The sequence below is a fragment of the Hafnia psychrotolerans genome (assembly GCF_014639435.1).
Lineage (GTDB): Bacteria > Pseudomonadota > Gammaproteobacteria > Enterobacterales > Enterobacteriaceae > Ewingella > Ewingella psychrotolerans.
Genome location: NZ_BMFZ01000006.1, coordinates 283,483 through 304,454, shown reverse-complemented (window position 1 = coordinate 304,454; position 20,972 = coordinate 283,483). Strand labels below are relative to the sequence as shown.

Here is a 20,972-nt window from a genome sequence, read left to right as displayed (position 1 = left end):
GAATAGATATGGATAAGTATATTGTTACTTTTATTGGATTTGATTCCGCAAGTAAGCCAACCGTAGAGTCACAATCTGCATTCAATTTCGATCCCAACCTTAACACCTCTATTGATTTCTTAAGGTCAATGGAAGAAGAAGGCTTGGAGATAGCCAAATCTTTCAATAAGTTAACCTCTCGCGTCGTGATTAAAAATATATTCAAATTGTAATATACGATTATGAAATAGAAAGCCCTCTTAATGAGGGTTTTTTTATTGCCTGAAATCCACCAAAGAGGACACAGCATGTCACGCATCTGCGTAAACGTGCTGTCGGTCATCAACTCCGCTTCAAACATCACAACCGAGACAATCAACGGCAAGCCACACATCGTGGTTCGTGGCGTCACGCCTATCGTTGACGACATCGTTATGAATCGGAAGTTATACCCGGCAGCTGAGATTGAAAAAAGCTACAAGTCGCTTGAGCGCAACCCTATGCCGTTCGGGCATCCGAAGGTAAACGGCAAGCATATTTCTGCGCGGGATGTTCAGGCGGTTAATGACTACCACGTAGGTGCCTGGCTGCAGAACGTTAACCGTGATGGCGGCAAGGTTTCAGGCGATATGTATGTTGACCGGCGTTATGCCGAGGGGAGCGAAAACGGGAAGCGTCTCGTTCAGCGACTGGATGACATGGCTGCTGGCAAGAACGTAGAACCAGTCCACATATCAACTGGCCTGCTTCACAAAGAAATCACCGCAAACGGCGAATCCAAAGGTAAGCGTTACGAGAAAATCGTCACCAACATGGATTTTGACCATGTGGCTGTTCTGCTCGACCAGCCAGGCGCTGGAACTCCTGAAGAGGGCGTTGGCATTTTCGTAAACGCCGAAGGTGATGAGCAAGAAATTGAGACTGCAAACATCTCAGATTCAGAAATCCCTGACCCGCAAGACCCTGCTCTAAAGCAGTTCTTTAACCAATTCATGGCGTTTTTCAGCGCCAACAATAAGCCCGTCAAAGAGGAAGCAAAACCGATGAAAGAACTCATCACCAACGCGCTGAAAGCGAAAGGCAAAGAGGTCGAAGGAAAGACCGAGGCTGAGCTGATTGATGCGTATAACCAGATGGTTACTGAAGATGCTAAAGCGAAAGCTGAAGCTGAAGATAAGGCCAAGAAAGACAAAGAAGATGCTGATAAAAAAGCCAAAGATACGGCAATAAACAACGAAGAGGCTCCGGCTTGGTTCGCGCCTTTCGCTGAAAAGCTGAACAGCATCGAAACCGGCCTGACCGCCAACTCTGACAAAGAGAAAGGCGAGAAACGCGCAGCAGTCAAAGCCAAGTTCGGCATGACTGATGTTGCAGTCAATGTGCTCGACGGCGAACCACTGAATGAGCTTTTCGCGCAATGCTCCACATCCACCGGCCTGAATGGTTCATTCCGCCAGACCAACTCTTCTCAACCTTTCAGCGAAATGCCGGAGTAAATAATGGCTAAAGATGGAAAGCACGTAATCCACGCGGGTGGCATCTTCGCAAACCCACAGTTGCATCGTGAAGGTGCGGCAGCGGCAGCAACTCAGCCAGGCACTGTTGGTTTCTTCGATAACACCACGAAGAAATTCACCGCCTCAGTTGATGGCAACGAAGACGCAATCCTGTATGTCGCTAACTTCGACTACCTGCGCTGCAAAACGGTGGATGACACCATTGCGGCGGGTGACTGGGTTGTAGCGATGCATCCGACCCCAGGCGTTTTCTTCAACGTTCCGGCAGCAGCTGGCACATACACCAAAGGCCAGCCTCTCTCTATCGTCAATGGTCGAGTGAAGGCGAAAGCAGCCGGAGAATATACCCGTGCATACGTAGAAGAAGACCGGTCATACACCATTTCGACAGCAGGCCAGCTCCTGCGCGTTGTCATCAAGTAAGGAGCAGCGAATGTTTGTATTTTCCACTAAGAAGGCGACCGAGACCGGAAACCTTGAGGCCAACATGGCTCAATTTCACGAGCTTAAGTTTGCCCGCAATTCCAGTGCGCAGGCAGTAGCCGATTTTATCGCACGAACTCGTGTGCGTGGTGAAGCTGCTAATGCTCCTGTGCTGGACGCTGTTAACGCAGTTGATGATATCCGCCGCCTGTACAAAGCATACGACCAGACAGTGCTGAAAGAGTTTGAGCCCAATACTGAGTTCACCCTGTTAAACGACCTGATGCCTCTGTCACGCTCAGTTCGCCTGGAAGAGTCAGTGTATGAATACGCTCGCACTGGTGGCCGTGGTTGGGCTCACACATCCATGTCCGGCCAGATTGGTGCGGCGCTGGATGCGAAGTCCTACACCTTCGACGGCACGATGGTTCCGATCCACGACAGCGGCTTCAAGTTCAACTGGCGTGATCCGGTGTTCAATAAAGGCTCTGCGCTGGCTTCATTGGCTGATGCTCAGGCCGGTTCTGTTGATGATGTTCGTCGCCAGTATGTCGACTACATTTGGGAAGGTTTCCGCGACGCGGCTGGTAACTACATCAGCTTCGACAGCAAGACGTGGAAGGGCATTCGTCATGATGAGCGCGTTGCTCAGGTTACGCTGGTCCTCAACTTCGCGACCAGTACCGATCCGAAAGCCATACGTGCGGCAGCCATTGCTTTGCGCGACGTCATGAAGCTGCAAAACCTGCAATATGGCCAGCAAACGTGGTACGTATCCAGCGACATCATGTCTAACTGGGAGCAGTACTTCGACATTAACTCTCTGCGTACAGTGCTGGAAGAAATCGCGAAGCTGTCCGGTATTGCAGCCATCAAAGAAGATGCTGAGCTGACTGGCAACGAAATCGTGATTGTTCCTCTGCAGGCCGGTGTCATCGCTCCAATCGTTGGGCAGGCGTTCGGTACTGTTGCCGACCCTCGCCAGTTCTACAACTCTGACTACGTGTGGCGTACATGGGGTGCTGCTGGCCTGATGGTTAAGCAAGACATCAACGGTCACTTCTCCGTCATCCACGCATCCAGCTAAGGAAAAACCATGGCACTCGTAAAAGTTTTAGCAGCAAACCTTTTTGCCGGTGCCAACTTCCAGAAGCTGGAGGTTGGTCAGTCATACGACGTCGATGATGCGGTTGCTGAAAAGTGGATAGCCAGCGGCAAAGCTGAGAAGTCCACCGAGAAGAAAGGCGAGAAGCTGGTGTTTGAGGTGGCAACACCTTCATCTCCTGTCTCATCTGACACCAAAGCTTTGCAGGAGCAGATTGACGTCCTGACCAAAGCAGCAGAAGACGCAGAAGCCGCACATGCCGAAGCTATCGCTGAGGTAACCAAGCGAGCAGAAGACGCAGAAGCTGCGCTGGCAGCAGCAATCAAAAAGGATAAGTAATCATGGCAGCCCCGCTAACGCCGGAAGATGTTCAAGCCTTTCTCGCCGAGCTGGGCTACTCCATTCCTTCATCCTTGCTGACACCAATCCTCTGCCGAGTTAATTCGATTATCGATTGCTTGGATGGGGCAGGCTATGACGACTGCACGCAGACACTAATCATGATGTATGCCGCCGCGCTAATGTCTGCCTCATCCGGTGCCAGGAAGATTAAATCTCAGAGTGCTCCATCGGGCGCTAGCCGCTCGTTTGAGTATGGTGATGATTCGATTACTTGGTTGAGGGATTCTTTGGCTGCTCTGGATACGTCAGGTTGCACAGGCGTTCTGCCGATCACGGTGGGCTCATCGGTTGGTTTCTTCGACGTTGTGGGAGGTTGCTGATGTCTGAACCGAAAGAAGAAGACAAAGAAGAGAAGCCGGGTTGCGAAAAGTGTCCAGACTGTCCGGGATTCCCTGACCAGTACGAGGACTATTTGTCATGAGCGCAGCTGCAAATTGGTCATACACAGCAACCGCGACGCTCTGGAAGAATCTCGGAATCAGTGATGGTGGCGACTCACTCGGCTTTGCTTCTCCTGTGGCAATTCTCTGTGATTACGAAGGCGGCTTGAGTAAGCGTTTAGCGAGTCTGGGTGCAGAAATAGTAGCGAAAAACACAATTTGGTCTGAGTACGCCAGCGCTGATGCGGGGGATTACATTCTTATTGGTGCATCCACGGAGTCTGACCCGCTGGCAGCCAAGGCCGATGAGGTCAGGCAGGTCATTCGCTACGCTGACACCTTCGACCGCGTGGCTGATGATTACGCCATCATTACGGGAGTCTGATATGGGCGTGAAAGTAAAAGGGGTTCAGCAGTGCTCACGTAACCTCAATAAAATTATCGATAACATCCAGTCCAAGCGCGGCGTGAGAGCGATTTATTCGGCCCTGTACATCATTGGTGCAGCATCAGCGAAAGAAGTGCCGCGCGATACTTCAACGTTAGTTAACTCTCAGTTTCGCAACGTCGTTTTAAGAGGCACTCGAATAACGGGGAAGGTTGGTTATTCGGCAGCCTATGCGGCTTACGTTCATGATGCTCCCGGAAAATACCTTTACACACAAACAGACCGACCAGTTGACGCAGGTCAGGCTCCCGGTTCTCGCGGTGTTATTTGGGGGCCAAACGCCAACCCTAAATTCTTGTATTGGCCTGCTAAAAATAGTGAAGGCGAGGTCAGAGCAGCAGTTGAACGTGAGATGACTCTATGATCCCACTAATGTACGAGAGAGTTAGAGACTTGATTGTTGATGCTGGGTTAACTGGCAACGCAAAGGTGCAGTTGAGGTATTGGAGGGATACCGGAACGAAGACTGATTCATTTGTTGTATTTCGTCCGGCTGGTGGATCACCGGTGCGTAATGGTCTCAGCTCCGAATATATGGTCCGCGTGGATATCATTGGCGTGGTTGATCGTGAGGCTGAGGCTGAGGAGATGGCAAACTCAATAGTTTCATACGTTCAAGAAAACCCCATGCCTAATGATTGTATCGGGCACATTGAAAATGTTGGCGGCTTCCCTCAGCCAATGCTTTCTACCGAAAGACGTATCGTTTATAGCATCCAGTTCGCTTGCCTCTACGGCGAATAATCAAAACGAATCCCCAAAGGTCGCCTGATGGCGGCCTTTTTTATATCCCAAAAGAGGTAATCAATTATGCAAGGTTGCTCAACTGACAACAGCAAGTTGTTCGGTCGTGCCGTTGTGCTTGAGGTGGCCTTGGGCTGCCCTGACACCATTCCAGCCGAAAGCGAGCGCCAGGCGCTTATGGCGGGAACCAGTAAAGGATTCGACTTTAGCCCAAACACTGTTACCAGCGACGCTGATGACACCAAAGGCTATGTCGAAAACATCGTGACCAACTCGGATTTCACTATCAGCTTTGAAGGTGAGGTGCGTAAGCGTGACAAGTTGGATCAGTTCGGTGTCGGCAACTTCGTTAAGTATTATAACGATGAAGTTAAAGCCGGTCGCCAGCCGACCATCTGGGTGTTTATGGATTATGGCCCTGTAACTTTCGCAGGTTATATGGTGATCACCGCGTTGAGTTCAGACGGCGGAAGTAACGACATCGTAACTCTGACAACTGAATTCAAGGTTGCAGATTCCGATACCGTAGATGTTCAGCTCACTCCCGATGACGTTGCGGTCGCGAGCGTCACCATTACCCCGGCAACGAGTTCTGGCGCGGTAGGTTCAACTGTCCAGCTCACGCCTAACGTTCAGCCAGCCGATGCGACTATTAAAACCGGCGCATGGACATCTTCAGATGCTACGAAGGCCACGGTCAGCTCAACCGGCCTTGTAACCCGCGTGGCGGTAGGCACAGCAACAATGACCTTCACAACTACCGACGGCGCCAAAACCGGTACCAGTGCGATCACTGTCACTGCGTAATTATCACAGCGGGCATTTTCGAGTGTCCGCGATAATAATTATGAGAGGCGTACATGACCCCAATAAAAGAGATTGGCGAGTGCCTGATAACCGCAGGTGATGATGACTATTTCTTCCGCCCGTCATTCGCCAACATGACTCGCATTGGTGAACCTGACGAAATTGTCCGCGGCTTCTATGACCTCCACAACGACGCTGTAACCCCACTCTTTCAGCGCGCTATGGAAGCATACGGAACCATCCCCGCATGGCTCTATCAGTACGCCAATAGTCACCAAATATCCAAGCCCGCAATCATGGCTGCCATATCTGTCATCACGGCTTGCTGCGATCGAGATGTAACACGACTGGTTGGCGAGATTATTCCTGGCAAATCCGGCAAGTGGACGTTTGTTTACCGTAAGGGGCTGATGCATCCCATCGATATGATCCTCATCGCTCAGTCCCTGATTACGCACGGCGTCATCGGCAAGGCTAAAGTGCGTCAATTACAGCGCAATGAGACGGGCAATGCGACGACAGAGTTCAGAGCCTTCGAATACATCAGCGCAGCACGTAATCACTTCAGCATGTCGCGTACAGAAGCTGAACAGTTATCTATGACGGAATTTCAGCTTATGCTCGCCGCCAAATACCCAGATCAAAAAGGCCTGACGCGAGACGAGTATGAAGCGGTAGCTGATGACTACCTTGCTAAGAAAGCCAGGCGAATAGCTAAAGCGGCGTAACGCTCAATCGGCAGCTAATCCGTTTTGAATTGCTAAGAGAATTTCAAGTGTTAAGATATTTCTTATTGAAACCAATGGAAACATAACAATGAGAAGTATTTTAATAATAACTGTCAGTCTGTTTGTTCTTTCGGGCTGTGCCACAAAACAATATCCACAAGCGCCTGCGGTTACTGGTGAGGAATCTTCGGCATTTGACTGCCAAGCCGTTAAACAAGAGATCGCTAAAACTCATAGTATTCAGAAAGAAATTGAAATTACTGGGGAGTTTGATGGTAGGACTGTGCTTGGGGCTCTGGGTGATTTTGGTATCGGTAATGGTATGGCGAAATCAGAAGCTACGAAAAAAGCTCAAGCTAGGCTAAATCAACTGCAAGCATTGGATTCAACTAAGTGCAGTAAACCATTGTCATAAACCCCTTGGATTAGAAACGAACCCTATTTTGGGATTTTTGAATCGAATATAAATAACCTCGCTCCGGCGGGGTTTTTTATTGCCCGGAGATAGCTAAATGTCAGGCTCAGTTAACGCAGGTAGCATCATATATGAAGTTGATTTAGACACTGCGCGGCTGCTTGCTGGTCGCCGAGACGTTGATGCGACTCTTAATGGCCTGGGCGGCACAATGGGTAGGCTTGAGACAAGCGTTAACAGAACCGAGCGTTCTGTGGCAAACGTATCCCGCACCATGTCAAGCCTGACTAATATCGCTAAAGGCGTAGCAGCCGCAATAACCGTCCAGCAGGTTGCCGAATATGGCAATGCATGGGTGACGGTAAACAACAAACTCGTCAACTCAGTCAGGGCTAATGAAGACCTGGCCACTGTTACTCAGCGTGTGTTCGATATATCACAGGATACCCGATCCAGCCTGTTAGCTACCGCAACCCTGTACGGACGCCTTGAGCGTGCTACCCGCAGTGCCGGAACAAGCACGGCCGATCTCGCAAAACTGACAGAAACAATCAACAAAGGCCTGACCGTATCGGGTGCCACCACTGAAGAAGCCAGCTCAACGATGGTTCAACTCTCCCAGGCTTTGGCATCCGGCGTTCTGCGTGGCGAAGAATTTAACTCAATTTCTGAAAACGGCAGCCGATTGGCGGTTGCGCTGGCTGATTCCCTTGGCGTGACTATCGGCCAGTTACGAGGTATGGCGGCACAGGGCAAGCTCACCACAGAGGTTGTGGTTAACGGTTTGCTGAAGCAAAGTGATGTCATTGCTAAAGAGTTCGGTAATACCGTCCTGACAATGAGCCAGTCATTCACCGTTGCCACTAACAACATTACTAAATTTGTTGGTGAAGCATCCAGTGTCAACACCACGCTTAACGTGTTCAATAAAGGTGTTATCTCTCTCAGTGATAATCTGGACACTGTTGCAAGTGTAATCGGCGTGGTTTCCGTCCTTATGGGCGGTAGATTTGTCGGGGCATTAGCAACAGCAACTGCTGCGAAATTTAAAAGTGTAGTGGCATCAAGAGAAATGTCGGTAGCAAACCTACAAGCCGCGGAGACAGCTTCACTTGAGGCAGCAGCAACGGTAAGAAGCGCCGAGGCGGCTAAAATCGCTTCACAGGCTGAATTGGACAGAGCTTTACGGATGAAAGCGACGGCAGTTACAGCCGATCAATTACTCATCGCGGAAACCCGACTTTCAGCAGCAAGAATCGAAGCTACAGCGGCAACTCAGGCCTACAATGCCTCGCTCGCCGCCAATGCGGCAGCCCAGAAAACAGCAGAAGCTGCGGCAAGAAGTGCCAGTATCGGCATGACCACATTACGAGGTGGTTTGGCGTTAATTGGTGGGCCGGTAGGTGCTGCGATGATTGCAGCGGCCGCCGTTTATTACTTCTTCCAGAGAACGCAGGAAGCTCGAGACTCGGCTTTTGCATTCGCTGATAGTATTTCATCTGTTGTCACCAAGATGAAAGAAATGAGCGATGTGCAACTTGCCGCTGAGATTGCAAAAGCGTCTCAGGCAACGAAGATTCAAACTTCTGCAATTGAAGATCAACGTGAGGTCGTTGCTGGTCTTAAAAAGGATATCGATAACCAAACAACCTCAATGCGCATTTACGGCCAAACAGCGTCAAAGCTACAGGATGTTGCTGACCTTACTGAAAACCTTGCTATCGAAACTGACAAGCTCACTACGATGGAGCAGAACAGGTCACGTACAGTTAACTCATCAGCGATTCTGCAAGCCAAACTGAATGGCGCACTGTTGACCGGAAATGACTTGCTAGACAGGAACGGAACGCTTGCCAGAGTGGCAGCCGGTGCCATGACCGAACTTGGCAACAAGATTGATGCGGCAACGGGAGCTAAAGAGAGATTTAACGCAACGAGCCTGATGGTTGAGCGTAGCGCGAAGGCTGACGACTACAACAAGGATTTGGAAGCCGAAAATACCCTCTTAGCAATTACAGACAAGCGCCTCCGTGCAGTAACCAAAGCCAGAATGGAAAATGCGGCAAGTGGTGGCAATCAAAACCAGATAAACACTGCTGGAGATGAAGCGGGCAAGCGCTATGACCTACAGGCTGCGGAGGCAGCCAGAACAAAAGCAACTAAGGCGGCTACTGCTGAGGGTAAGAAAGCCGAGAATCAGGCGGAAAGCATCGCTCAGAAGCTTGCTAACCTGAAGCAACAGTCAGAACTTGCGGGCGATTCAACAAAAGAGTTAAGCCGCGAACAAGCCATTCTCACAGCTCAGCAATCGCTCGGTAGCGCAGCAACCCAGAAGGATATCTCACTAGCCGGCCAATACGCGGCGGCTAAATGGGACACTGGCAACGCTATCAGGGCGCAGGCAGCAGCAGAGAAGCTTCTCCCAGAAACCAAGGAGAATGCCAGTTATAAGCAAGATGTATCCGATCTGCAGACTGCGCTATCTGCCAAAAAAATCACTCAGGAACAGTTCAATGCCACATCTGAAAAGATGGAGCAGGAACATCAGCTAAACCTTGCAAAAATTCGGGCTGACCAGGTGGTAACACCAAAGCAAGAGGCTGCAGGTTCTGTTGACCCAGTCCAGCAACTTGCGAATGAGAATGCCAAAAAGTTGGCACTAATACAGCAATTTGAAGCCAACAAGACAATCACCGAGCAGCAAGGCATAGCTCTACGCAATGCCGCCAATACTGAATATGAGCAAGCGCGCATAGATGCAGCGTGGAAGATTTGGTCAAACCAGAGTCAGACTAACCAGTTGCTGGGTGGGGCGATTGACTCGCTTGCCGGGGGTGCTTCGAATGCTATTACCGGGCTCTTAAACGGAACGCAGAGCCTTCAGGAGTCTTTGGCTAACATCGGCACGACAATACTGAATAGCGTAGTAACTGGTCTTGTCGAGATGGGACTGCAATACGTCAAAAACATGATTGTAGGGCAGGCTGCAGCTACAGCAGCTTTAGCAGCAACAACAGCTCAAGCTACAGCCGCAGCCGCCGCATGGGCTCCTGCGGCGATCAGTGCATCAATAGCCACTCTTGGTTCCGCCACAACGGTAGGTACAGCGGCATACACGACTGCGCTTGCTGCATCCAAGGGACTTGCTATTGCCGGTGCTCGTAAGAACGGCGGACCAGTATCAGCTGGCAGCATGTACCAGGTAGGTGAGGGCGGTATGCCTGAAATCTACAAAGCTAGCTCAGGCAAGCAGTATATGATCCCCGGCGATAACGGATCAGTAATTAGCAACAAGGATATGCAGGGAGGGGTTGGAGGTTCTACAACATTAAATCAGGTAATGAACCTTACTGTTAACACAACCAATGGACTTGACGATGCAACCATTAAGCAGTTGAGGCAAGCGTGGAAGACAGACACTCTTCTCATTATCAAAGACCAAACCAGCAGGCCAAAAGGGATGATTCAACCTAGAAAGTAATCTACTCTTGAGGGCGGTATTTGCATTGCCTTGCATGCCCCCTCTGCTACCATGTAACGAATTGTTACTTATGGGGTATGGGTATGAAGAAGTGTGCTTTAGCTTTTATGGTTTCACTGGTGCTTGCAGGGTGTGTATCACAACCATCAGGCATGACAAGGACGACAGATTATGATCAGAAAATGCAATTAGCAAAAAAGCATGATCAGGAATTTGCAGATAAAGTAAAAAACATCAACCTAGAAACGGCTGATGTGGGTAAGAATCCGAAGAATTACAAACCTCTAATAGAGGACGCAATCAGAAACGCTCTCAAAGACCCTGAATCTGCTCAGTTTTCCGGTATGACCCATCCTAGGAAAGAAGTTATGGTTCAGGATGGTAATTTTGTATATGGGTATTCTTCCTGCGTATTTGTGAACGCAAAGAATTCTTACGGTGGATATACGGGTAAGCAACTTTATTGGGTGTTTATAAGAGATAATAATGTTCTTCGTATTAAAAATACTAACGATGCGTATGGAGATATAATCTTTGTAGGCCGACCGGTAAGCTGCAACTAACCCTCCTCTGAGGGTTTTTGCTTTGTGGCTGGCTAATGCATGAGTGTTGTATCAGACACTGGCAGCATGATTTATCACCATTGGTATTGTACTGGTGGTTCAATGACTCTATGATGGATCTCGATACAGTTTGTATTGTAATTTTGCCAACAGCGATGCTGAAGCTTACTTGTATGTATTAATGAGAGGTTTATCCATGGGTCACGCACAAAAAAAGGCAGAGAGATTGTACATTCCGCCTCGTGACAAGAGCATTGTAGCAGCTCCGCGAGCGGCAATCAGTGATGAAGCAACGCATCACGATCAGGTCAAAAATGCTTTTGGCTTTGGTTTCGCACGTTATGAAAAAGCCATGGAAGATCTTTCAAAGGTGTAAGTAAGCAAATATGGCAGAACACGTTGAGGGCGTTAACTACCTGTCTATCGATGACCTGATATTTATCAACAGATCATTAATCGAAGCGCAGACGCCTAGTGAGCCAATCGATGTACTCAACCCAAATGGATTGGGATCATCTCAATCTAGACCGAGCCAAATCCGATATTACGAGCAGACAGATGATATGTTCCACCTGTCTGCTGCACTTATTGAGAGTATAATCCAAAACCATCCATTCGCGAATGCCAACAAGCGTACGGCTATGATGTCAGGATATGTCTTCCTTCTTATCAACGGTTATGAACTTACAGCGCCAGATCATGAGGTGGTAAGTATTGCTGAAGGCATGGCGAGGAAGGAATATGACGCCGACGATCTGGAGAGCTGGCTATGCCACTGGTCAAGACCCTACGATTCGAGAGATCTTTGCGCAAAACCCATGATGGGCATCTGCGAAATCCTCCAAATAAGAATTGATATATCATCTTGAGAAGCCACCTACGGGTGGTTTTTTGCTTTGAAGACTCATCTCCCAACCTCGCTCCGGCGGGGTTTTTTATTATCTGGAGTTACCCATGCCACAAACATTCACATGGAGTCCCCAAAAAGGCTTCACGGTTTCCCGTGCGCCAAATGTGGCAGTAGTCAGTCTTGGTGATCGGTATGAACAGCGTCAGACCAAGGGCATTAATCCACTGATGGATAAGTATTCCCTGACGTTCATCGGAACTGATGGGGTCTGCGACAGGCCGAATTATGCAAAACAGGCCGAGGCATTTTTGAAGGCGAGAATGGCGGTGGAGTCGTTCTATTGGACACCATCTATGACTGGCGTCCAGGCTTTGTTTATTTGCAGGTCGTGGTCATTAAAGAAAACAGGCAGCGTTCATGAGCTGACTTGTGATTTTGAGCAGGTGCCGCGATGAGAGACATCCCAGCAGAACTAATCATCGAGAGCGTTGACACCGGTGTAGGGGCGATGCTCGACCTATTCGAAGTGGATCTTCAATCGTTTGGCGGGGATGTTATCCGCTTCCATGCTGGCACGAATGGTTATTACGGAAACGTAATTTGGAAGGGTGCGGTTTACTCGGCCTATCCGATAGCTGTTGAGGGCTTTGAGACAAAATCTGAGGGGACGTATTCGCGGCCAGTGATGAAGGTAGCAAATATCACCGGGCTGGTTACGGGCATTAACAGTGACTTTGACGATGCCTTGGGCGCGGTGGTTACTCGGCGCCAGGTTCCTGTCTATCATCTCGACGCGGTCAACTTCCCCGGCGGTAATCCCAACGCCGATTCGACAATGGAAGCCGTTTCTCGTTATGTCATAGAGGAAATGGCCGAGGAAACTTTCGAGACGGTTACCTACAATCTCGCTACCCCTGTTGATTGCGATAACTCCATCATTCCGGCGCGTACCATCCTGGCTGATGTATGCCAGTGGGTTTATCGAGGCGATGGCTGTGGTTACTCGGGACCTGCTGTGGCTGATGATAAAGACGTGCCGACCTCAGACATGAGTAAAGACAAATGCTCAAAGCATACCTCTGGCTGTCGGTTACGTTTCCCCAAACCCAGCGCACTACCATTCGGCGGCTATCCGGGCTCCGCTAAGGTTTCCTGATGCTAGAACAGCAATGCATTGAACTGGCGGCATCGTCTCAAGATGAGGTATGCGGGCTTATTGTGAACGGCAACCGATTATTCTCCTGTCGCAATACGCATCCAGAGCCAAGCCGACATTTTCGGATCAGTGTGGATGACTGGTTAAGCGCAGAAGATACCGGCGATGTAACCGCCGTTCTCCATTCACACCATCAACCGAAACTTGTTCTTTCTGGCGCTGACCGTCAGATGCAGCTTTCCACGGGCATTGAATGGTGGCTGGTTAGTGATGGACGATTGCGTAAGTTCAAGCCAGTGCCACATCTGCTGGGAAGGCGCTTTGAGCACGGCGTAACGGATTGCTACACCCTTTTCAGGGATGCGTATCACCTTTGCGGAATAGACCTGCCTGACTTTGAACGTACAAACGGATGGTGGCTTCGTGAGGAGAATCTGTACCTCAAGAATTTATCTGCGAATGGGTTTTATGAAGTGGAAATGAAAGATATCCAGCCGGGTGACGTTTTGATTAGACGCGCCTTTCCGGAGAGTGACCCTTGTCATGCCATGGTCTATCTCGGCGATAACCTGGTCATTCATCACGAACAGTCAGGGCGATTAAGCCGAAGAGAGCCTTTAAGGCCTGTATACCTGAGATTAACTCATTCCATTTGGAGGCATGAACAATGCTCATCTTTAGATTTGCGGGGAGTTTACGACGACATTTCCGCAAGGTCTCTTTGAAGGTCGATACGCCCGCTCAAGGTTTACGCCTCCTTCTTGCTCAGTGTCCTGAATTCAAGCGCGACTTTTACAAAACCAAAATCCGTATGCGTATTGATGGGAATGATGTGAATAACGACAACCTCCATTTTCATATGGACAGGCACCCAAAGGATGGAGCGACCATTTTATTCGTCCCGATAGTTGAAGGCGCGATCATCGGTGCTGGATGGGTAGTCTGGACGCTGGTTGCGGTCACCGTGGCATCTGTTGCCTATTCGTTATACATGACATCCCACATGAAGACCAAAACTTCAGCTGACTCAGCTCAGTCCGGATCACTCACCAACAACTCGTTCACCAGCGCAGAGAACAGGGTCGGGCAGGGAAGGCCTGTGCCTCTGCTGCTTGGCGAAATGGTTGTAGGGTCAAATATTATCTCCCTTGGTATCGACACCACGAACAATCAGGACTGGGATATTTCAATTAGTTAAGGTGAAAATATGAGCTCAGGCGGCGGCGGCGGTAGCACTCCAAAACTTATTAACGATAATCTAAAATCCAAACAGTTCTATCAGGTGCTCGACCTAATTTCTGAGGGGCCAATATACGGCCCGGTAGACCAGGATCACTTATCTTCCTTCCTGCTAAATAAAACTCCTGTCACCAATGCCAACGGCGATGTCAGTGTTAACGGCGTCAGCGTTGCATGGAGGCCTGGGACAGCAAGCCAGTCACCAATTAATGGATTTGGCGCTATACAGTCGACAACGATCATCAATACCGCTGTAACTCAGTCAACGCCGCTGGTCAGAACCATTACTGACAATGACGTTACCCGTGTGAGATTTAATGTGGGCGTCAGCTCTCTTGCAGAACAGGACAGCAAAGGCAATCAGAAGAACACTTCAGTGACCATAGTTCTTGAAACAAGAACGGGCAACTCCGCTTTTCAGGTAGCTCAGACGGTCACCATTACGGGGAAAATTTCCGGGGAATATCTTGAGGCTTATGTTATTGACGCTCCCGAGACTAAACCATTCGATATTCGCGTTCGACGAATCACCCCTGATAGCACAAGCGATCTGCTAACCAACGGAACTGTTTGGAATAGTTTCGTTGAGATTACTGATGACAACCTTTCTTACCCATATTCGGCAGTTTGCGGTGCTGTCATCGACCGTGACCAGTACACAGACACGCCAAACCGCACTTACCATTTACGCGGTTTGATTGTCGATGTGCCGGAGAATTACGACCCGATAACACGCACATACTCTGGGTTATGGTTGGGTGGGTTTAAGTCAGCATGGACAAGCAATCCGGCATGGATATTCCGAGCCCTGGTGAAAAACACCCGGTATGGGTTGGCTCGCCGAGCAGGGTACATCGATATCGATGATGGAAGCCTTTACGTACTTTCTCAGTTTTGCGATCAGCCAGTAGATGACGGTTATGGAGGTAAAGAACCAAGGTTTACGCTTAACGCTTATATAACTGAACAGAAGAGCGCTCGTGATTTGCTAGATGATATCGCTGGCATGTTCAGAGGGATTGCTCTCTGGGACGGCATGCGGTTCTCAATCATGATTGACCGGCCGCAAGACCCAGTTTCAGCAGTTACCAATGCTAACGTTGTTGATGGATTGTTTTCCTACAGTTCAATGAAGCGTTCTGAACGCTATAACGCGGTAGTCGTCTCATGGACAGACCCGAGCAACGGTTGGGAGCAAGTGAAGGAGTATTACTCTGATGACGCGCTTATTGATCGCTACGGGTACAACGAAACCACTATTGAAGCTTTTGGCTGTACATCGCGCGGGCAAGCGCTGAGAACGGCCAAGTGGCTCGTTGAAAGCGCGAAGCTTGAGAAGGAAAAGGTCACGTTCAAAATGGCACGCGATGCAATTGCATTTATGCCAGGTGACATTATTGAGGTGATGGATAATGACCACGCAGCTACCCGACTTGGTGGCAGGATTATCTCTCATAGCGGAAGGGTTTTGAATGTAGACGCTAACGTTTCTGAGTTGGCAGGAAACGGTGACACCATGTCAATCATGGGGTCAGATGGAAAGTTCGTTAAGCATGTAATTTCATCAGTTTCCGGATCAGCTATTACTCTTTCTTCAGCGCCGCTATGGGTCAAAGACGGCACTATATTCGTTATATCCGCTGGGGAGGTTTCAACAAGGCTGTGGCGGATAATGGGCGTATCCGAGGATGAAAACAACTCGGTTTATAGCATCTCAGCCACTCTTCACAACCCAAATAAACAGGCCATTGTTGACGATGGCGCGGTGTTTGATGTTCCGAATGACACACTAAACGGGTATCGGGTTCCGAATATCGAAAATCTTCGGATCAACAACGTGAACAGTGAAACCGTTCAAGTTGCGGCCACTTGGGAAACGGCCACACTGACGAAAAAGATTGTGTTCGAGCTATATGTTTACTCACTTGATGGGAAGGTGGTGGCTCAATACGAAACTGACCAGTTTCGCTATGAATTTTATGGACTCACCGCCGGGGCATATTCACTTGGCGTCAGGGGGAGAAATGAGAATGGAATGAAGGGCGCTGAAACGCAAATCAGCTTAGTGATTGGCGCACCTGCAGCTCCATCTTTTATTCAATGGACTCCAGGGTTTTTCTCCGCTGATATCGTTCCAGTAATGAACGTTAGCGCGACCACTGATACGTCATTTGAGTTTTGGTTCACGGGTGAGGTACCTGCTTCCAGTGTGGGAAACGTGGAAAACGAGGCTCAGTTTCTTGGTAGGGCGACGCAATGGACTCTCCACGCACTGAAGGCAGACACTACGTATTACATGTATGTCCGCACCAAGAATGCCTTTGGGGTTTCTGGATTCGTGGAAGCTTCAGGTAAAGCATCTTCCGATATCCCCGGCATGATTGATTATATTGATGAAGCCATCAGGAAATCTGAAGCATTTGAACGGCTGTCTTCGAATATTGATACAAATATTGAAGGGCTTTTGCAGAACGCCCTGAATCTTGATGCATCAATCGATCACCAGTTCAAAGCTGTTGGCAGTAACAGGGCTGACATTCTGACCGTGAAGCAAACCGTTGCTGATAATGACCATGCATACGCAGAGAAATTTGAGCAGATTCAGGCTCAGTCAGATACCAACACCGCTGCGGTACAGCAGGTATCAAGTGCCTACGCTGATTTGAGCGGCAAGTTATCGGCCCAATGGGGTGTGAAAGTCCAGATTGATAGCAACGGCAACAAATATGTAGCCGGAATGCAGTTAGGAGTGGAAGGGAGTGGTGGAAGCGTTCAGTCATATGCGCTTTTCAGTGCAGATAACTTTGCCATTTATAACACCAACAATGGCAGTTACCAGTTAGCTTTTGCCGCTGTAAACGGTCAAACATTCCTGCGATCAACGTTTATTCAGGACGGTACAATTGATAATGCAAAAATAGGTAATTTTATCCAATCAAATAACTATGACGGGTCCACTCAGGGGTGGCAGTTGAGTAAGTCTGGGACTTTTATCAACCTCGGTAATGCTGGGGGGGCTGGAGCAATGAAACAGACGAACACCACGATCAGCGCAAAAGATGATAATGGCGTTCTCCGTGTACAAGTTGGTTTAATAACGGGGAATTGGTGATGGCTAACTGGGGCATTCAAACTTGGGATGCAAACGGTAATGTGAACAACACCGGCATTGTGCCGGTGCTTGTCGTGGCGACCGTTTATCTGAGCGCTGGTCAAATCTCAGGGTCCTATTCCTATTCTGTACCGCCGGGATTTAAGGTCGCAGCTATACAATCCCCGATAACAGGGGATGCTTACTCTGGTTCCCGCAGAAAAATTACTGGTTCAGGAGGCGCTATTACGATCAGCAATGGTGATGGCGATTACTCGGCAGGGACATACACCGCTGATGAATGTTGGCTAGTCATCTATTTGGTGAAATCATAATGGCGAATTGGGGAGCATTATTTACAGATCAGTATGGGAACCCCTGGACTACACCTGACACAACGCCTATGAGTCTGGTGCAAAAAATCGCCCTCACGCCTTCCACTGGGGGGGAATATACATTACCCGTTAACGCATCATCACCTTACATTATCGCCTGCCATGCGACGGTTAATAATGTGATTTTTTGGCTCCGTAAAGTCGACTCAACCTACACCCTGAGCTACGCAGTCTCCGGCGTAGGAGGTAATCCGGGAACCGTAACTATTTATATTTTCGGGTACGTAATTCCCCAACCTCTCCCAAAATGGGGTGTTGCGATTTGGAACGCAGCCGGGCAGTGCATTCTCACCAATGAAACGAAGGTGATGAACCCACCGACAGGCTATGGAACGATTGGGTCCACTACGGATATTGGGTATTTAGTTGATAAAACGGTTACGGGGAAGTGGGCGGTGATGCCTCGGGTTATGGGCGTCGTGACTGGGGTATTTCAAGGTACTCAGCCACGTCCTTACTCTTCGCCAATTGATACTATTGCCTATTACAACGGATCTACTACCAGAATTACTGCAGGTACGCGCGTTGCGCCTGGCGATGCGATTGTCAACATCGGGTACGCAAACTCCCGAGATCAGATATTTGCAATCGACGTTTCGCGTTATTAATCAATGAATTGAGTTTAACGATCGTTTTGAGCGATCAATTTCAGATAATTGATCTATTAAACCAATTATACCGTTATAAATATCGTTGTTATCGTTCTGATATCCAATATTCAAGGGACAGAAAAATGACAAAGATTTTGTTAGCGATTGGGCTGGCAGCAGCGGTGACGGGATGTTCAGGCGTGCTTGAGAAGCAGCAACCCATTTGTAGTGGCACCGCCCTCATCGGCGGGCAAGAATTGTCCGTACAGATTTATGGCGTTCGTCAGATCGCTAATCAAACTCAGTATAAGGCGGGCGACCCGTTTGGCTGGCGCTGGGTCAGTAAAAATAATTTCATCCGCACAACGTGCGATAAATGACTTAACCATACTCATTTAAAACCCGCTCCGGCGGGTTTTTTTATGCCTGGAGCAAAACATGTCGGCAGGAACAATCGCGTTAACCAACAATTCAGACACAGTAACCGGCACCGGTACAGCATTCACCACGGATTTAAAACCTAACGACTTTATCATCGTTATCGTTGGCGGCGTCACATATACGCTGGCCGTCAAAGCAATAGCATCTGCAACCTCGTTAACCCTGGTCACAGCTTATGGTGGCCCAACTGCGTCGGGTAATGCATGGACAGCGGTACCAAACGCGACACTGGTTGGCATAACGGCACAAGTTGCCTCGGACGTAGCAAAAGCTATTCGTGGGCTGAATCTGGATAAAGCTAACTGGCAGCAGGTATTCAGTGGTACGGGTAATATCACAGTAAATCTCCCTGATGGATCCAGTTTTACAGGGCCAGCATGGAATAGTATAACCACCGCACTATCTAGCAAGGCTGATCTGGTTTCAGGGGCAGTTCCCATAGCTCAGGGAGGCACTGGCGCTAAGACGAAAGCCGATGCGTGGACTGCTTTAGCAACTTACGGAACAACTGCGGGGACAGCCGCACAGGGTAATGACTCGAGACTAACCACGGTTAACGCCAAATCCGGCGGCGTTGTAACTAGCGCGCTCACAGTGGCTGGGTCATTGGCTACATCAGGTGGGAGCGTGACCGTAGACGGCAGGGTGACAGCTGGAAATGGTGACGTGACGAATACACTCACATTTATTTCCCCGGACGCATCTTTCAATTCATATCTTCAGTACTATCTGGCTTCGGGAAGTTATCACTGCACTCGTATAGTCCAAAACGGCACTGCAACCTTTGTAGCTCGTAGCAGCGGCGCCTGCTACGCAGCTTCGTTCAACCCGACATCTGACTCCAGATTAAAATTTAACAAGTCATTCATCGACAACGCTCTGAGTAAGATGCTTACCCTTCGAGGCATGACGTACGACCTAAATGGTAGCAGGAAGGCTGGCGTTATTGCTCAAGACGCGAGGAAGGTTCTTCCAGAAACCGTCAGTGAAACAGGGGATCCGCTTTCACTATCTGATGGGACGATTATCGAAGACCCACTAGCCATGGATTATACAGGCTTAACAGCGCTTAACGTTGAGGCCACGAAAGAACTAGTCAAGTTGCTTCGATTTAGCCTGGAAGACCCAGCGTCAGCTAAGGAGAAGTTGGACATCCTCATCGCTGGGTTTAATTTATCAAATGATGATCTAAATGAGTCGAGTGAAGAAGTTGAATCTAACCTTCTCAATCCCCCAAAAAATGAAAAATATGAAGCAAGTAAAACCGCATCGGACGCCAGGCTGAGAGGTTAGAAGCAGCCCGGCTGGTGCTACCTCAAACGAGTCAGTGCTGGGTAATAAAAGAGCTTGCCTGCGATCTGTGGCAGGAATGGATGGCCAAAGACACTGGCATACCGCTGATGGCCAGCGTTGCCCGCATGGTGGCAAAGCGCCTTTACGGGATCCTGAATGCAATGAAAAACCGGGTATAGAACGGTAATGCGGAGTCTCTGAACAGTAAATACGGCTGCTCAGGATCAAATCAAGGGGCTTCAGGAATAAAGAACGGTTCAAACTAGGCGTAATGTTCCAACGGGCGGCTTAATGTGAGCTATTAAGCCGATATAAAATCAGAAAATATTTTCCAGCAGCTGAATTTTCATGCTTGCTTCAAAGAGAATAATTTCAGTTTTAGCTATGTTCAATTTTTGGAATGGATCCTGACTAAGGCGATCTTCCAAAGATTCAAGGCTGTCGCATTTTGCAAGGATGATGCCACCGTTTCTGGGGATTCTCCTCCCTGAGGCTAGAAACACACCATCTGAATAACCTTTTTTAAGCCACTCAACATGAGCCGGTATCTGAGCGTCAACTTCTTCTAATGATTTTATATATGATAAAACAACCACATAAACAGTACTCATTTTAAAATCCTTGCTGAAATCAGATTTTACGAATGATACCACTAGAGGAATAAAAGCTGAAGTAACGCGATTGGTACCCACCACGATCGGGAATACCCGTTTTTATTATTATCCCCATGCAAATGACAGGATGGGACGAGATATGACCAGAATGCCTGCATATGGGGATCCGGCAAAGGGCTACTTTGAATCGTGTATCACCTAAACAAAGTATGTAATTGAACCAGTCCTGCATCCCGCCTGTACATCGCCGAAAGGTACCACGGCATTCGGGTACTATGCTTCTGATCGACCCGACGATTAAGCCGGGCACA

At 48.9% G+C, this 20,972-nt stretch carries 26 protein-coding genes and 1 pseudogene; 26 read left to right on the top strand and 1 reads right to left on the bottom strand.

From position 1 onward, the window contains the following. Window positions 1-8 precede the first annotated feature (8 nt). The 26 genes and pseudogenes from IEV89_RS13255 to IEV89_RS22040 form a co-directional block, all read left to right on the top strand. A complete protein-coding gene (locus tag IEV89_RS13255) occupies window positions 9-212 on the top strand; it encodes a hypothetical protein (protein WP_188473983.1) in 204 nt (67 codons plus the stop codon). A 75-nt stretch (window positions 213-287) separates the two neighbouring features. Further along, window positions 288-1,475: a DUF2213 domain-containing protein gene (locus IEV89_RS13250; protein ID WP_188473982.1), complete on the top strand. Its 1,188-nt coding sequence runs from the start codon at window positions 288-290 to the stop codon at window positions 1,473-1,475. 3 nt (window positions 1,476-1,478) lie between these two features. Next, complete coding sequence (locus IEV89_RS13245) at window positions 1,479-1,919, top strand: cupredoxin domain-containing protein (protein WP_188473981.1); 441 nt, start codon at window positions 1,479-1,481, stop codon at window positions 1,917-1,919. A 10-nt stretch (window positions 1,920-1,929) separates the two neighbouring features. Beyond that, complete coding sequence (locus IEV89_RS13240; protein WP_188473980.1) at window positions 1,930-3,006, top strand: major capsid protein; 1,077 nt, start codon at window positions 1,930-1,932, stop codon at window positions 3,004-3,006. A 9-nt stretch (window positions 3,007-3,015) separates the two neighbouring features. Further along, entirely contained in the window at window positions 3,016-3,363 is a 348-nt protein-coding gene (locus IEV89_RS13235; RefSeq protein WP_188473979.1) for a hypothetical protein, read from the top strand. A 2-nt stretch (window positions 3,364-3,365) separates the two neighbouring features. Beyond that, window positions 3,366-3,746, top strand: a complete 381-nt coding sequence (locus IEV89_RS13230; RefSeq protein ID WP_120131245.1) for a DUF7370 family protein — start codon at window positions 3,366-3,368, stop codon at window positions 3,744-3,746. Between the two features lie 97 nt (window positions 3,747-3,843). Next, window positions 3,844-4,191 carry a hypothetical protein gene (locus tag IEV89_RS13225; protein ID WP_188473978.1) on the top strand — a complete coding sequence of 116 codons (348 nt, stop codon included), beginning with the start codon at window positions 3,844-3,846 and terminating at the stop codon, window positions 4,189-4,191. Window position 4,192: 1 nt separating this feature from the next. Then, window positions 4,193-4,618, top strand: coding sequence for an HK97 gp10 family phage protein (locus IEV89_RS13220; protein WP_188473977.1), 426 nt, complete (start codon window positions 4,193-4,195; stop codon window positions 4,616-4,618). Continuing rightward, a complete protein-coding gene (locus IEV89_RS13215) occupies window positions 4,615-4,998 on the top strand; it encodes a phage tail termination protein (RefSeq protein ID WP_229746470.1) in 384 nt (127 codons plus the stop codon). The genes IEV89_RS13220 and IEV89_RS13215 overlap by 4 nt, the downstream gene beginning before the upstream one ends. 66 nt (window positions 4,999-5,064) lie before the next feature. Next, a complete protein-coding gene (locus tag IEV89_RS13210; RefSeq protein ID WP_188473976.1) occupies window positions 5,065-5,805 on the top strand; it encodes an Ig-like domain-containing protein in 741 nt (246 codons plus the stop codon). A 53-nt stretch (window positions 5,806-5,858) separates the two neighbouring features. Continuing rightward, complete coding sequence (locus IEV89_RS13205; protein ID WP_188473975.1) at window positions 5,859-6,533, top strand: DUF6246 family protein; 675 nt, start codon at window positions 5,859-5,861, stop codon at window positions 6,531-6,533. A gap of 88 nt (window positions 6,534-6,621) precedes the next feature. Continuing rightward, window positions 6,622-6,948, top strand: coding sequence for a hypothetical protein (locus IEV89_RS13200; protein ID WP_188473974.1), 327 nt, complete (start codon window positions 6,622-6,624; stop codon window positions 6,946-6,948). A 97-nt stretch (window positions 6,949-7,045) separates the two neighbouring features. Continuing rightward, the gene (locus IEV89_RS13195; protein ID WP_188473973.1) at window positions 7,046-10,429 is read left to right on the top strand and encodes a tape measure protein; all 3,384 of its coding nucleotides are present in this window, start codon (window positions 7,046-7,048) and stop codon (window positions 10,427-10,429) included. An 83-nt stretch (window positions 10,430-10,512) separates the two neighbouring features. Beyond that, the gene (locus IEV89_RS13190) at window positions 10,513-10,992 is read left to right on the top strand and encodes a hypothetical protein (protein ID WP_188473972.1); all 480 of its coding nucleotides are present in this window, start codon (window positions 10,513-10,515) and stop codon (window positions 10,990-10,992) included. A gap of 196 nt (window positions 10,993-11,188) precedes the next feature. Next, complete coding sequence (locus IEV89_RS13185) at window positions 11,189-11,368, top strand: hypothetical protein (protein WP_188473971.1); 180 nt, start codon at window positions 11,189-11,191, stop codon at window positions 11,366-11,368. Between the two features lie 10 nt (window positions 11,369-11,378). Further along, window positions 11,379-11,861 (top strand): type II toxin-antitoxin system death-on-curing family toxin, encoded by a 483-nt coding sequence (locus IEV89_RS13180; protein WP_188473970.1) that lies wholly within the window; start codon window positions 11,379-11,381, stop codon window positions 11,859-11,861. Window positions 11,862-11,946: 85 nt separating this feature from the next. Continuing rightward, the gene (locus IEV89_RS13175) at window positions 11,947-12,297 is read left to right on the top strand and encodes a phage tail protein (protein ID WP_188473969.1); all 351 of its coding nucleotides are present in this window, start codon (window positions 11,947-11,949) and stop codon (window positions 12,295-12,297) included. After that, complete coding sequence (locus IEV89_RS13170; protein ID WP_188473968.1) at window positions 12,294-12,998, top strand: phage minor tail protein L; 705 nt, start codon at window positions 12,294-12,296, stop codon at window positions 12,996-12,998. Before IEV89_RS13175 ends, IEV89_RS13170 begins: the two co-directional genes overlap by 4 nt. After that, window positions 12,998-13,723: a C40 family peptidase gene (locus tag IEV89_RS13165; protein ID WP_188473967.1), complete on the top strand. Its 726-nt coding sequence runs from the start codon at window positions 12,998-13,000 to the stop codon at window positions 13,721-13,723. The genes IEV89_RS13170 and IEV89_RS13165 overlap by 1 nt, the downstream gene beginning before the upstream one ends. Continuing rightward, the gene (locus IEV89_RS13160; RefSeq protein WP_188473966.1) at window positions 13,666-14,196 is read left to right on the top strand and encodes a tail assembly protein; all 531 of its coding nucleotides are present in this window, start codon (window positions 13,666-13,668) and stop codon (window positions 14,194-14,196) included. Before IEV89_RS13165 ends, IEV89_RS13160 begins: the two co-directional genes overlap by 58 nt. A 9-nt stretch (window positions 14,197-14,205) precedes the next feature. Next, complete coding sequence (locus IEV89_RS13155; RefSeq protein ID WP_188473965.1) at window positions 14,206-17,349, top strand: TipJ family phage tail tip protein; 3,144 nt, start codon at window positions 14,206-14,208, stop codon at window positions 17,347-17,349. Then, the gene (locus tag IEV89_RS13150; protein WP_188473964.1) at window positions 17,349-17,663 is read left to right on the top strand and encodes a hypothetical protein; all 315 of its coding nucleotides are present in this window, start codon (window positions 17,349-17,351) and stop codon (window positions 17,661-17,663) included. The genes IEV89_RS13155 and IEV89_RS13150 overlap by 1 nt, the downstream gene beginning before the upstream one ends. Then, a complete protein-coding gene (locus IEV89_RS13145; RefSeq protein ID WP_188473963.1) occupies window positions 17,663-18,331 on the top strand; it encodes a hypothetical protein in 669 nt (222 codons plus the stop codon). The genes IEV89_RS13150 and IEV89_RS13145 overlap by 1 nt, the downstream gene beginning before the upstream one ends. A gap of 125 nt (window positions 18,332-18,456) precedes the next feature. Next, the gene (gene cor / locus IEV89_RS13140; protein ID WP_188473962.1) at window positions 18,457-18,693 is read left to right on the top strand and encodes a phage exclusion lipoprotein Cor; all 237 of its coding nucleotides are present in this window, start codon (window positions 18,457-18,459) and stop codon (window positions 18,691-18,693) included. Between the two features lie 58 nt (window positions 18,694-18,751). Continuing rightward, window positions 18,752-20,047 (top strand): tail fiber domain-containing protein, encoded by a 1,296-nt coding sequence (locus tag IEV89_RS21915; protein WP_373283384.1) that lies wholly within the window; start codon window positions 18,752-18,754, stop codon window positions 20,045-20,047. A gap of 128 nt (window positions 20,048-20,175) precedes the next feature. After that, window positions 20,176-20,352, top strand: a pseudogene (locus IEV89_RS22040) (transposase); the annotation flags it as partial. Window positions 20,353-20,364: 12 nt separating this feature from the next. Here IEV89_RS22040 and IEV89_RS13125 read toward each other — a convergent pair. Continuing rightward, window positions 20,365-20,658, bottom strand: coding sequence for a YciI family protein (locus IEV89_RS13125; RefSeq protein ID WP_188473961.1), 294 nt, complete (start codon window positions 20,656-20,658; stop codon window positions 20,365-20,367). Window positions 20,659-20,972: the final 314 nt, after the last annotated feature.

Coding starts and splice junctions, on each gene's coding strand:
- IEV89_RS13215 (WP_229746470.1), top strand. CDS start 4,615: ATGATCCCACTAATGTACGAGAGAGTTAGAGACTTGATTGTTGATGCT.
- IEV89_RS13185 (WP_188473971.1), top strand. CDS start 11,189: ATGGGTCACGCACAAAAAAAGGCAGAGAGATTGTACATTCCGCCTCGT.
- IEV89_RS13125 (WP_188473961.1), bottom strand. CDS start 20,658: ATGAGTACTGTTTATGTGGTTGTTTTATCATATATAAAATCATTAGAA.
- cor (WP_188473962.1), top strand. CDS start 18,457: ATGACAAAGATTTTGTTAGCGATTGGGCTGGCAGCAGCGGTGACGGGA.
- IEV89_RS13155 (WP_188473965.1), top strand. CDS start 14,206: ATGAGCTCAGGCGGCGGCGGCGGTAGCACTCCAAAACTTATTAACGAT.
- IEV89_RS13235 (WP_188473979.1), top strand. CDS start 3,016: ATGGCACTCGTAAAAGTTTTAGCAGCAAACCTTTTTGCCGGTGCCAAC.
- IEV89_RS21915 (WP_373283384.1), top strand. CDS start 18,752: ATGTCGGCAGGAACAATCGCGTTAACCAACAATTCAGACACAGTAACC.
- IEV89_RS13225 (WP_188473978.1), top strand. CDS start 3,844: ATGAGCGCAGCTGCAAATTGGTCATACACAGCAACCGCGACGCTCTGG.
- IEV89_RS13165 (WP_188473967.1), top strand. CDS start 12,998: ATGCTAGAACAGCAATGCATTGAACTGGCGGCATCGTCTCAAGATGAG.
- IEV89_RS13245 (WP_188473981.1), top strand. CDS start 1,479: ATGGCTAAAGATGGAAAGCACGTAATCCACGCGGGTGGCATCTTCGCA.
- IEV89_RS13195 (WP_188473973.1), top strand. CDS start 7,046: ATGTCAGGCTCAGTTAACGCAGGTAGCATCATATATGAAGTTGATTTA.
- IEV89_RS13240 (WP_188473980.1), top strand. CDS start 1,930: ATGTTTGTATTTTCCACTAAGAAGGCGACCGAGACCGGAAACCTTGAG.
- IEV89_RS13180 (WP_188473970.1), top strand. CDS start 11,379: ATGGCAGAACACGTTGAGGGCGTTAACTACCTGTCTATCGATGACCTG.
- IEV89_RS13160 (WP_188473966.1), top strand. CDS start 13,666: ATGCTCATCTTTAGATTTGCGGGGAGTTTACGACGACATTTCCGCAAG.
- IEV89_RS13190 (WP_188473972.1), top strand. CDS start 10,513: ATGAAGAAGTGTGCTTTAGCTTTTATGGTTTCACTGGTGCTTGCAGGG.
- IEV89_RS13150 (WP_188473964.1), top strand. CDS start 17,349: ATGGCTAACTGGGGCATTCAAACTTGGGATGCAAACGGTAATGTGAAC.
- IEV89_RS13210 (WP_188473976.1), top strand. CDS start 5,065: ATGCAAGGTTGCTCAACTGACAACAGCAAGTTGTTCGGTCGTGCCGTT.
- IEV89_RS13255 (WP_188473983.1), top strand. CDS start 9: ATGGATAAGTATATTGTTACTTTTATTGGATTTGATTCCGCAAGTAAG.
- IEV89_RS13205 (WP_188473975.1), top strand. CDS start 5,859: ATGACCCCAATAAAAGAGATTGGCGAGTGCCTGATAACCGCAGGTGAT.
- IEV89_RS13220 (WP_188473977.1), top strand. CDS start 4,193: ATGGGCGTGAAAGTAAAAGGGGTTCAGCAGTGCTCACGTAACCTCAAT.
- IEV89_RS13230 (WP_120131245.1), top strand. CDS start 3,366: ATGGCAGCCCCGCTAACGCCGGAAGATGTTCAAGCCTTTCTCGCCGAG.
- IEV89_RS13200 (WP_188473974.1), top strand. CDS start 6,622: ATGAGAAGTATTTTAATAATAACTGTCAGTCTGTTTGTTCTTTCGGGC.
- IEV89_RS13170 (WP_188473968.1), top strand. CDS start 12,294: ATGAGAGACATCCCAGCAGAACTAATCATCGAGAGCGTTGACACCGGT.
- IEV89_RS13145 (WP_188473963.1), top strand. CDS start 17,663: ATGGCGAATTGGGGAGCATTATTTACAGATCAGTATGGGAACCCCTGG.
- IEV89_RS13175 (WP_188473969.1), top strand. CDS start 11,947: ATGCCACAAACATTCACATGGAGTCCCCAAAAAGGCTTCACGGTTTCC.
- IEV89_RS13250 (WP_188473982.1), top strand. CDS start 288: ATGTCACGCATCTGCGTAAACGTGCTGTCGGTCATCAACTCCGCTTCA.